Raw genomic sequence first — 10242 nt, 5'->3', positions numbered from 1 at the left:
CATCCAGCGGTGGGCCAGATAGTAGACGAGCAGGCAGCCGAGCCCCGCCAGCAGGCTCAGCTCCAGCTGGCGCAGCAGGGTGCGGGAGGTGTAGAAGTAGCCGAACAGGGCGCCCAGCACCGCCAGCAGCGGGGCCAGCATCAGGCTGTTCCAGATGAAGTGGTGCAGCAGATGGGGCTTGGTCATGTCTGCCTGACCCCAGGTGAGGGGCAGTTTTTCCCGGTTGAGGCGGGCAAAGAAGAGCAGCAGCCAGAGGGCCCCGATGATGAAGGCGAGGCGTCCCAGGGAGTCGTAGAAGGCGTGCTCCTGATAGCTGCTCGCCATGCCCTGCACGAAGAAGCTCGGGATCAGCACCAGCAGCAGGGTACGAAATTGTCCCCATACTCGCTGCACCCGCTCCTTCTGCCAGCGGAAGTGGAGGATGAGGATCCCCTTCTCCAGGGTGAGGTGGCGCGCCACCAGCAGGGCCAGCAGCAGGAACCAGATTTCACCCAGGCCCCGGGCCACCGCCACCGCGAAGGGATATTGCCAGGCGCCGTCCAGCAGGCCGTGCACCATGAGCACCATGGCGGGCAGCGGCAGGGCGGCGAGCACGGAGCGCACCAGCAATCGGCTGGTGAGGCTGAACTTGTCCTGGGTTACCTTGCCGATGCGCGGGGCAATGTACTGGCTGTATTGAAGGAGGTGGCGAGCCAGTTTCAGCCAGCACCAGGCCAGCCCCAGCAGCCCGAGGCCAGCCAGGGTCAGGCTCAGGGGGTTGTTCTCGGCGATGGCCCTGGGCAGTTGCAGCCAGTTGGCCGGATTGAAGGCAAGGCCGAGGGCGGCCGGGACGCCGAGCAGCACCGCCGGGCTCAGGGGGCGCACGTCCGGCATCCAGAACAGATGGCTGGCACTGAGTTCGCGGATCTCGTCGATCTTGCTGTTCTGGCGGCTGTAGAGCAGCTTGAGGCGGGTCTGCTCCTGAATGAGGGTGTCGGAGGCATCGTTGAGCCGGGTCAGCAGTTGCCGTCTCGCCTTGAGCAGGTTGTCCAGCACGGCGCGCTGGGCCCTGTCCAGGGTGATGCCGTCTCCACTGAGCAGGCTGTTGCGCAGCTGGACCGGATCCTTCAGGGCATCCTGCTCGGTCTCGTACTGGTATTTGGCCATGCGCGCCTTGACGATGGCGGACTCCAGCCGCTCCAGCGGGAAGTAGGCGGGCAGATCGGCCAGCTTGCTGCGCAGGTTCTCGCCGTAGGCGTTGCTTATCTGCAACCACTCCAGCTGTTCGCGCACCGAATTGACCAGCTCGTTGAGCCCGGAGAGGGAGGTGTCCACCCCCCGTTGCTCGTCCTGCACCCGTTCAATCTGGTCCTCGAGGGCCCCCAGTTGCAGGGAGAGGGCCTGGTTTTGCTGCTGTTGCTCCTGCAAGAGGGGGAGGTCAGAGGTGAGCTGGCGGCGCAGGCGTTCGCTCTCGGCCAGGGCCTGCTCGGTCTTGTCCCGGCGCAGCTGGTTCTGCTGGGCAAGCAGACTGGTCTGCCACTCATCCTCGTCGGTGATGGCGAGGTTGAGCTCCTGCAGCTTGAGCTTGCCCAGATCGTTGCGCTGCTGGGCGGAGAGCTGCTCCAGCTCCAGCATCTGGATCCGGTCGGAGAGGCTCTGCTCCTTGAGGCGGGTGGCCAGTTGCTGGGCCTCCTGCAACCTGTCCGACTCGTTGCTGAAGCTCAGGCGATCGAGCAGGGAGCGGGTCTGGAGCAACTGCTTGCGCAACTCGTCGACCCGCAGGTGATACTCCTGGCCCGTGCTCTCCAGCTGGTTGAGGCTGTCGGTGACCGCCTGACGCTCCTTGCGCAGGTTGAGCTGGCGGTTGCTGCTCAGGCTGATGGCCTGGCGAAGGGCATCCTCCTTGAGGGAGGAGAGGGACGGGCGGGACTGGGGCTGATAGTTGTGCAGCCCCTCCTTGAGACGGGCGGACTCCTTGGGGTAGTCGATGAGGATCTGCTGGTAAGCCTTGCCCTGTTCCCGGTAGCGCTGGGCATCCCGGGCATATTGCAGGGCCTGCTGGTAGCTCTCCCGCAGTTGCTGGTTTTCCGGAGTATCCGTCTTGGGGATGCTTTGCAGCAGCTCCTCTACCTGAGTGATGGCATCATCAGCCTGGACAGCGGAGAAGGGGAACAGGCTGAGACAGAGCATCAGACAGAGCAGGCGTTGCAACATGGCGCACGTTTCCGTTCAGGAGAAGTCGCCCTAGCCTAAAGCAGGGGCAGGGGCGGGTAAAGCCCTCAAGATGAATGATCCACGGCACAAATAACGGGTGATCCGGGTCTTGTTTGGCTATTATTCTGGCCGTTCCCCTTCATTGAGCAATTTATGTCCTCCGTCGATCTGGGCACGGCCCCCCTTTCCCGCCTCTTCTTGCGTTACGTCACCCCCACGGTGGCCGCCATGCTGGTCACCGGCATCTATGTCACCATAGACGGCATCTTCGTCGGCCATATTCTGGGCCAGGACGGGCTGGCCGGCATGATGCTGGCGTACCCCATCTGCGCCGTGCTCTATGCGGTGGGGGCTCTTATTGGCATGGGATCCTCGTCGCTGGCCTCCTTCTATCTGGGCAAGGGGGAGCAGGCCAGGGCGCGCCACATCGTCGGCAATGCCCTGGTGATGGTGCTCATCGCCTCCGCGCTGCTCGCCTTCATTGGCATTCGTTACGGCGAGGCCATGCTTGTCTGGATGGGGGCGCAGGGGGTCATCTTCGACGCAGGCTTCGCCTATCTGCAGTGGTACGCCTGGCTCGGGGTGTTCGCGGTGCTCTCCATGGCCTTTACCGCCCTGCTGCGCAACGACGGACGACCCGGCCTCACCACCTGGATCCTGGTGGGGGGCGGCGTGCTCAACGTGCTGCTCGACTACCTGCTGATGGCGGTGATCCCCTGGGGGCTGGCGGGGGCCGCCATCGCGACCATGCTCTCCCAGGCGGTCACCGGGGGCCTGTGCCTGTGGCACTTCTTCACCCCCCGCAGCCAGTTGCGCATTCGCTGGGATACCCTGGTGCCCGACTGGCGGCTGATGGGGGAGACATTGCGACTCGGGGTGTCGAGTTTTCTGATGTACCTCTACCTCTCGGTGGTGCTGGCGCTGCACAACAAGGCGCTGCTCTCGGTGGGCACTTCGCTGCACGTGGCCGCCTATGGGGTCATCAGCTACAGCGAGGCCTTCTTCTATCTCATCTTCGAGGGGATCGCCATGGGCATCCAACCCATCGCCAGCTTCAATGCCGGGGCGGGCAACTGGGCACGGGTGCTGCGGGTGCGTAACCTGGCATTGGGAGTGACCATGGCGGTGGCACTGTGCGGGATGATCCCGCTGTATCTGTGGCCGGAGGCAGTGGTTTATCTGTTTGCGGGGGACAATGCTGCCCTGTTGCCGGTGGCCAGCCTCGGTATCTGGCTCTACTTCTGGGGACTGCCCATGGAAGGCTTGCTGCTGGTGGGGGCCACCTATTTCCAGGCCATCAACCGGGCCCGCATCGCTTCCCTGCTCACCGGCGGCAAGCTGGTGCTGATCGGCGGTTTCCTGTGGGGCTTCTCCTCCCTGTGGGGAGTGGCCGGTGTCTGGCTGGCGCTGCCCACTTGCAGCACTCTGCTGGTCCTGGTGATGTGGCGGGCGATGAACAGGGAGGGGCGCCAGCACAGCGCTGCCTGAGATGTGGTCATGCGTCCATGAAAAAGGCAGCCTTGGCTGCCTTTTTCATTTTGAGTGCCCCTGCCTGTGGGCGGCAGGTCGCCGGCCTCAGGGCTTGAAGGCGCCGATAAAGATGGCGGGGTCGACGCGGGCGTCGTTGAGGCTGACGTTCCAGTGCATGTGGGGTCCGGTGGCGCGGCCGGTGGCGCCGACCCGGCCGACGATGCCGCCGCGGGGCAGGCTCTGGCCCAGCTTCACGTCCACCTTCGACATGTGACAGAACATGCTGATGAGGCCCTGGCCGTGGTCGACGAACACCGTATTGCCGTTGAAGAAGTAGTTGCCGATGAGGATGACCTTGCCAGCGGCTGGTGCCTTGATGGGAGTGCCGGCTCCGACCGCGAAGTCGAGGCCGGAGTGGGGGTTGCGCTCCTCGCCGTTGAAGAAGCGGCGCAGCCCGAAGGGGCTGGAGAGCGGGCCCTGGACCGGCTTGTCAAACAGCAGGTTGCTCGGCTGAGCCGGGCTGAAGGTCTGGTAGGCGCGGGTCTGTTCGGCAAGCTCCCGGTTGATGCGGGTCATGTCTTCGGCCAGCGGATTGACCTGGCGGGTGTTCTTGAGCTTGATGTGCTGCTCACGGTAGTGCTTGGTGCCGACCTTGAAACTCAAGGTGCGGCCATCGCTGGTGGTCACCTGATGGGGGCCGGGCGCGCTCTTGAGCGGGATGCCGACGATGGCGATCCACGTCTTCCCGTCTTCCTGTACCACCAGCACAGGCTTGTCCTGATAGCGCACTGCGGGCGCCTTGGCCCCGCTTCCCAGTGGTACCACGGCCACGCCCCCCGGCACCGGGTGGTTGAGCAGGCGGCTGATAAACCCCGGTTCGGCGTGAAGCGCAGGGCTGCCGAGCAGCAGGAGAAGAAAGAAGAGGCGGCGCATGATGGCTCCATCGGATCAGGGGGAAAGCAAGAGGGGGGAGATGATGCCACATTCTGGCGGTGCTGTCCGTCAACCGTGGCCGATAAACTCATCGGCTGCGGCCCAGAAGGACGCAACGGACACGCCATTGCAGCGAGGTGAATGCTCTGGTTGCGGGTGCCAGCCTTCCCTTCGACCTTGCCAGCCTGAGCAGGGGGCCGCTGCGCTACCGCATCTTGGGGGCGCTCGCGAGCGACAACCGCTTCATCACCACCAGCCAGGCCGGGTCGCGGTGGGCATGGCCGGACAGGGGCCCTGACCCCTATTCCATTCGATACCGCCATCGCGGTACCCTACTCGGCGGCGACCCAGGCCACCGACTACAAGGTGAGGCTCTCCCCGACCCGGCGGCCTGGCCAGGTAGTACGCACCGGCCCCATCATGGTCACGGTGAGCGTGCCCTGGGGAGACGCCGCTTCGCCCCTATTTTTCGACGAGGTCAATGATGAACAGTGACAGGGCCCTGCGCCGCGAACCCAAACGCCATGGCATAGGACAGGGCTGGATCTGGATCCGCACCGGATTCGACATCTTCAACAAGGGGATGGGTGCCAGCGTGGCCATGATAGTGCTCTGGTTTGTGGTGGGCATCGTGCTAGATCAGCTGCCGGCGGGGGGCTTGATCTCCCAGTTGCTCTATATGGTGTGGGGGGCTGGCTGGGTGGCGGTGGCGCGGCGGGGTCACCATGGGGAGGCGCTGCAATTTGGCGACTTCTTTGCCGGTTTCCGCCATCGGTTGACCCCCTTGATGCTGGGGGGCCTGATGGTGCTCGGCCTCATCATGGGGATCCTGATGATCTGTGTGTTCCTGCTGCACCAGTGGGGACTCACCGGCCTGTTGTCCGCGGATCCGGGCTCCCTGGCGCTGACCCCGGAGCAGGCACAGGGCTTCCTCGTCTGCGCCCTGGTGGGATTGGCACTGTTCGTTCCCGTGCTGATGGCCATCACCTTCGCCCCCGCCCTTATCCTCTTCCATCAGGTCGGGGTCTGGCAGGCAGCCATGCTCAGCTTCAAGGGATGTCTGCGCAACATGTGGCCCTTCCTCTGGTGGGGGCTGCTCGGGGCCGTGCTGATCTTCTTTGGCGCACTCCTGATGCTGGTGGGCCTGCTGGTGGTGCTGCCTGCCATCAACTACTCCATCTATGCCGCCTATCACGACATCTATCTGGAGGATCAGGAGGCCGAGGAGGGAGAGACCCCGGTCAAGGCATTCGGTTTCGAAGCCTGACCGGGCACAGGATGGAGCAAAGAGGGGCCGCGAGGCCCCTTTTTTGTGCGGCTCGCAGGGATCAGAGAGAGGGAGGGGCTTCCTGCCACAGGGGATCGTCCGCCATCCGCTCCACGAGAAAGTCGAGGAAGCTGCGCAGCAGGGGGGACATCTGTTTGCGGGTGCCATAAACGGCATAGACGCCGAGGCGCTTGGGCTGCCACGGGGTGAGCAGGGGGACCAGGGCGCCGCTTGCCAGATGGGGGTGAACCGAGTAGGCGGGTTGCAGGCTGATCCCCGCCCCGTCCAGGGTGGCGGCCAGCAGCAGGTTGGAGATGTTGGCGCTGAGGTTGCCGCTCACCGGGACGGATTCGGGACCATCGGGCCCCAGAAACTCCCACAGGCTCTTGCCGAAATAGGTGTAGGTGAGGCAGTTGTGCAGTGCCAGATCCTGCACCTGCTGCGGCGGAGCATGGCGGGCCAGGTAGGCGGGGCTGGCGCACACCACCGAGTGGCAGGTGCCGAGCCTGCGGGCCACCAGGTTGGGATCGAGGTCGTTGGTGATGCGCAGGGCGAGATCGATTCGCTCCTCCACCAGATTGACCGTCCGGTCCAGCAGCAGGATGTCGATCGCCGTGCCGGGGTAACGGGCCAGGTAGTCGTTCGCCGCCCCGACCAGCAGGGCTTCGGAGAGAGAGTAGCTGCTGGTGATGCGCAGTTGCCCCTTGGGGGCCTCGTCATGGCGGATGGCCAGGTGTTCCATCTCTTCCCCCAGGGCCAGCATGGCTCTGGCCCGGTTCAGCGCCTCTTCTCCCGGCCCGGTCAGGCTCAGCCGGCGGGTGGTGCGGTGCAGCAATCTGGCCCCCATCCAGCGTTCCAGCTCGGCCAGGTAGCGCGACACCATGGCGCGGGACATCTCCAGTTTCTCCCCGGCGCCGCTCAGGCTGCCCTGTTCTACTACGCAGACAAAGACCCGCAATGCGGTCAGCCTATCCATCTTGTGCCCCTATATGCTCGGTTTGTGCAACAGTGATGCGCCTATTATGCGGTATTTGTATCGATGGTGATGCAATAAACTGCGCTCATTCCATTAATCCACACCGATGAGCGTTATCTGATGAACAACACACTGCGTACCCTGACCCTGACCAGCCTCCTGATGACGGGTTCCGCCCTGGCGGCCCCCCTGACCGTGACCGTCTACAACCCCGGCGAGAAGGCCATCTTCCCCGTCTCCTCCTCACTGGTAACCGGTGACAAAGAGGCCATCCTGATCGATGCCCAGTTCGATGTGCAACATGGTCAGGCGCTGGTGGACATGATCAAGAAGAGCGGCAAGAAGCTGACCACTGTCTATATCAGTGCCGGTGACCCCGACTTCTACTTCGGTCTGGAACCCGTCATGGCGGCGTTCCCGGATGTCAAGGTGCTGGCCGACCAGCATGTGGTCGACCATATCAAGCAGACCAAGGATGCCAAGCTGAGCTACTGGGGCCCGATCCTGGGCAAGGATGCACCCAAGAGCCTGACCGTGCCGCAAGTGATGACGGCCAGCCACCTGACCCTGGATGGCGAGAAGATTGAAATCAAAGAGATGAACACCCCGAATGCCTACCTCTGGGCCCCTTCCATCAAGACGGCCTTTGGGGGTGTGCCGGTCTACAGCGGCGTGCACGTCTGGATGGCGGACAGCCAGTCCAAGGCCGCTCGCAGCCACTGGGTCAAGGCACTGAACAAGCTGCTGGCCCTGAAACCCGAGCGCGTGGTGCCGGGTCACTTCCTGGGGACTGCGCCCAAGGGTACCGAAGCCGTGACCTTCACCCGTGACTACGTGCAGCGCTTTGAGCAGGAGCTGGCCAAAGCCAAGCACTCCGGCCAGCTGATTGAAGCGCTGAAGAAGGCTTACCCCTCCCTGCCGGTCGATGATGGCCTGGCCATCGGTGCCAAGGTCAATACCGGCGAGATGAAGTGGTAACTCCCTGACGCCTACATCCCTGTGTTTTTTTCCGGGCCCGAGGGCCCGGTTTTTTATCCAGCATTGAAGCGAGAATGATGATGAACGAAGCGCAAACAACCCTCCATTATGTCTATGACCCCCTCTGTGGCTGGTGCTATGGCGCCGCCCCCCTGCTGAAAGCCGCTGCCGAGATCCCAGGCCTTCGCATCGAACTGCATGGGGGGGGCCTCTGGATGGGCGCCAGGCGCCAGGCCATGGGACAGCCCCTGCGGGACTATGTGCGCCCCCATGACGAGCGCATCCACGCCCTCACCGGACAGCGCTTTGGTGAGCGCTACTTCAACGAGCTTCTGCTCAACGAGTCGCTGCTCCTTGACTCCGAGCCGCCCATTCGCGCCGTTCTGGCGGTGAGCGAGCTTGGCGGCGACGGCCTTGCCTTGTTGCACCGCATCCAGGAAACCCACTACCGGGATGGGGAATGGATCGGTTCCCCGACACGGCTGGCAGCGCTCGCGCGGGAGCAGGGGCTGACACCGGAGGCATTCGCCCTGGCCTTTGGTCGGGTCGATCTTGTGGGCCATCTGGCCACAAGCCAGGCGTGGCTGCGCCGGCTCGGCGGGCAGGGGTTCCCGACCCTGGGATTGATGCAAGGGGAGCGCGTCGTTGCGCTGCCTGTCTCCTCCTATCTGGGAGAGCCAGCGGCGTTCGCGGATCACATCACCTCCCTGATGGGGTGAGTCTCTCGCCCATCGCCTGCGGCTTGTCAAAGGAGAGGGAGAGGGCAGACCCGTCTGCGCGCCTCCCTTGTCCCCCGCACCGTTCTTGTGCATGCTATCGGCCTCATTGAACGGCAGGATGCAGTACCTATGAACCTTCGCGATCTCGAATATCTGGTAGCGCTGGAAGAGGAGAAACACTTTCGCAAGGCGGCGGAGCGCTGCTTTGTCAGCCAGCCGACCCTGAGTGGCCAGCTGCGCAAGCTGGAAGATGAACTGGGGGTGATCCTCATCGAGTGCACCTCCCGCAAGGTGCTGTTCACGCCCGCCGGCGATGCCATGGCCCGTCAGGCGCGCAAGGTGCTCAAAGAGGCGCGAGAGCTCAAGAGCATAGGCCAGCACTTCGCCGAGCCCATGTCCGGCGAGATCCACATCGGTTTCATTCCCACCGTGGGCCCCTACCTGCTGCCCCACATCATCCAGGATCTGCGTGAACACTTCCCCAAGCTGGAGTTCTACCTCTACGAAGATCAGACCCAAGTGCTGCTCAAGCGGCTGGAGGAAGGGGAGCTGGATTGCCTCGTGCTGGCGGAGCTGGAAGGGATGGAGGGGTTTGGCGCCATCCCCCTCTATCAGGAGCCCATGTGGCTGGCCGTGCCTCAGCATCACCCGGAGGCGAGCGCCAAGGCGGTGCCCCTGCACAATCTCAAGGGCAAGAAATTGCTGATGCTGGCCGACGGTCACTGCCTGCGGGATCAGGCGATGGGTTTCTGTTTTGCCGCGGGCATCGGTGAGGATCAGCGCTTCAAGGGCACCAGTCTGGAGACCTTGCGCAACATGGTCGCCGCTGGCAGCGGCATGACGCTGGTGCCCAGGCTCGCCGTGCCCGCCAACCCGGAGGAGGGGGGCGTCAGCTATCGTCCGGTAATCAACCCCGTGCCGGGGCGCACCATCTCCCTGCTCTATCGTCACTACTCGGTTCGCCGCCCCTGCTTCAATGAGCTGGCGGCCCGCATCTCGAGTCTGATGAAAGCCCTGCTGGGCTGACGCAGCCCGCTCGTCATCCCGAAACAAAAACCGGCGCCTGGGCGCCGGTTTTTGTTGTTTCCAGGGGGACCTAGAAGATGTCGTCGGTGGAGACGGGACCGTCTGTGGTCGCATCGTCACCGCCATACACCTGGTTGCCATCGGAGATCTGGCTCGCGTAGCGGGTGGGCTCTGTGCCCTCTTTGAAGAACTCCTCCGTGGTACTGCCATCGGCGCGATTGGTCAGCAGACCGGTTTCACGATCGATGCGGACCTGCATGATCCCTTCGGGGACCGGCATCTTGCGTTCGGGCACCTGGTGCAGAGCCGTCTTCATGAAGTCAATCCAGATGGGCTGGGCGGCGCCGCCGCCAAACTCGGCCCGGCCCAGACCGCGCTGGTGGTTGTCAAAACCGATCCAGGAGGTGGCCACCAGATTCGGGGTATAGCCGGAGAACCAGGCATCCCGGGATTCGTTGGTGGTCCCCGTCTTGCCCGAGATGTCGTGACGCTTGAGGTCACGGGCTGCCCGCCAGCCGGTACCACGCCAGCCATTGCCACCCCAGATGGCGGTGGTCAGGGTGTCGGTGATGAGGAAGGCGCTCTGGGCACTGATGGTCTGCGGTGCCATGTTGTTGGGCACGACAGGATCGATGGGGCACTGGGCCTTCCAGTCTGCCGTGGTATTGGCATAGACTGTG

General features: G+C 63.8%; 8 protein-coding genes and 1 pseudogene. 5 read left to right on the top strand and 4 right to left on the bottom strand.

The annotated features are described in order from the left end of the window. Positions 1-2193, bottom strand: a 2193-nt coding sequence (locus tag AACR77_RS05640) for a miniconductance mechanosensitive channel MscM (protein WP_231563153.1), incomplete at its 3' end; no start/stop codon positions are given. 153 nt (positions 2194-2346) lie between these two features. Between AACR77_RS05640 and AACR77_RS05635 the strand changes: the two genes are divergently transcribed. Continuing rightward, positions 2347-3681 (top strand): MATE family efflux transporter, encoded by a 1335-nt coding sequence (locus AACR77_RS05635; protein ID WP_042880248.1) that lies wholly within the window; start codon positions 2347-2349, stop codon positions 3679-3681. A gap of 87 nt (positions 3682-3768) precedes the next feature. Here the strand turns inward: AACR77_RS05635 and AACR77_RS05630 are convergent, their stop codons facing one another. Next, on the bottom strand, positions 3769-4596 hold the full coding sequence (locus AACR77_RS05630) for a M23 family metallopeptidase (protein ID WP_042880246.1): 828 nt from the start codon (positions 4594-4596) through the stop codon (positions 3769-3771). A 484-nt stretch (positions 4597-5080) separates the two neighbouring features. Here AACR77_RS05630 and AACR77_RS05625 point away from each other — a divergent pair, with 484 nt between their 5' ends. Further along, a complete protein-coding gene (locus AACR77_RS05625; RefSeq protein ID WP_042880272.1) occupies positions 5081-5863 on the top strand; it encodes a BPSS1780 family membrane protein in 783 nt (260 codons plus the stop codon). Positions 5864-5924: 61 nt separating this feature from the next. Here AACR77_RS05625 and AACR77_RS05620 read toward each other — a convergent pair whose 3' ends face one another. Beyond that, positions 5925-6839: a LysR family transcriptional regulator gene (locus AACR77_RS05620; protein ID WP_041215629.1), complete on the bottom strand. Its 915-nt coding sequence runs from the start codon at positions 6837-6839 to the stop codon at positions 5925-5927. Positions 6840-6959: 120 nt separating this feature from the next. Here AACR77_RS05620 and AACR77_RS05615 point away from each other — a divergent pair, with 120 nt between their 5' ends. The 3 genes from AACR77_RS05615 (at position 6960) to oxyR (ending at position 9562) form a co-directional block, all read left to right on the top strand. Next, positions 6960-7817, top strand: a complete 858-nt coding sequence (locus AACR77_RS05615; RefSeq protein ID WP_042880243.1) for a Vmh family MBL fold metallo-hydrolase — start codon at positions 6960-6962, stop codon at positions 7815-7817. Between the two features lie 74 nt (positions 7818-7891). Continuing rightward, positions 7892-8536 carry a DsbA family protein gene (locus AACR77_RS05610; RefSeq protein ID WP_042880241.1) on the top strand — a complete coding sequence of 215 codons (645 nt, stop codon included), beginning with the start codon at positions 7892-7894 and terminating at the stop codon, positions 8534-8536. Between the two features lie 129 nt (positions 8537-8665). Further along, complete coding sequence (gene oxyR / locus AACR77_RS05605) at positions 8666-9562, top strand: DNA-binding transcriptional regulator OxyR (protein ID WP_042880240.1); 897 nt, start codon at positions 8666-8668, stop codon at positions 9560-9562. A 70-nt stretch (positions 9563-9632) separates the two neighbouring features. On the opposite strand, the pseudogene AACR77_RS05600 reads toward oxyR, so the two are convergent. Next, positions 9633-10242: pseudogene (locus AACR77_RS05600) on the bottom strand (penicillin-sensitive transpeptidase); the annotation flags it as partial.

It is taken from the genome of Aeromonas sp. ZOR0002, assembly GCF_963866995.1.
GTDB lineage: Bacteria > Pseudomonadota > Gammaproteobacteria > Enterobacterales > Aeromonadaceae > Aeromonas > Aeromonas caviae.
Note: the sequence above shows the minus strand (reverse complement) of the source record. Positions and strands in the feature narration are given on the sequence as shown.

What these genes read in the sequence shown, in the direction of transcription:
- AACR77_RS05625 (WP_042880272.1), top strand. Translation starts at nt 5,081, where the DNA reads ATGAACAGTGACAGGGCCCTGCGCCGCGAACCCAAACGCCATGGCATA.
- AACR77_RS05620 (WP_041215629.1), bottom strand. Translation starts at nt 6,839, where the DNA reads ATGGATAGGCTGACCGCATTGCGGGTCTTTGTCTGCGTAGTAGAACAG.
- AACR77_RS05615 (WP_042880243.1), top strand. Translation starts at nt 6,960, where the DNA reads ATGAACAACACACTGCGTACCCTGACCCTGACCAGCCTCCTGATGACG.
- AACR77_RS05630 (WP_042880246.1), bottom strand. Translation starts at nt 4,596, where the DNA reads ATGCGCCGCCTCTTCTTTCTTCTCCTGCTGCTCGGCAGCCCTGCGCTT.
- AACR77_RS05610 (WP_042880241.1), top strand. Translation starts at nt 7,892, where the DNA reads ATGATGATGAACGAAGCGCAAACAACCCTCCATTATGTCTATGACCCC.
- AACR77_RS05635 (WP_042880248.1), top strand. Translation starts at nt 2,347, where the DNA reads ATGTCCTCCGTCGATCTGGGCACGGCCCCCCTTTCCCGCCTCTTCTTG.
- oxyR (WP_042880240.1), top strand. Translation starts at nt 8,666, where the DNA reads ATGAACCTTCGCGATCTCGAATATCTGGTAGCGCTGGAAGAGGAGAAA.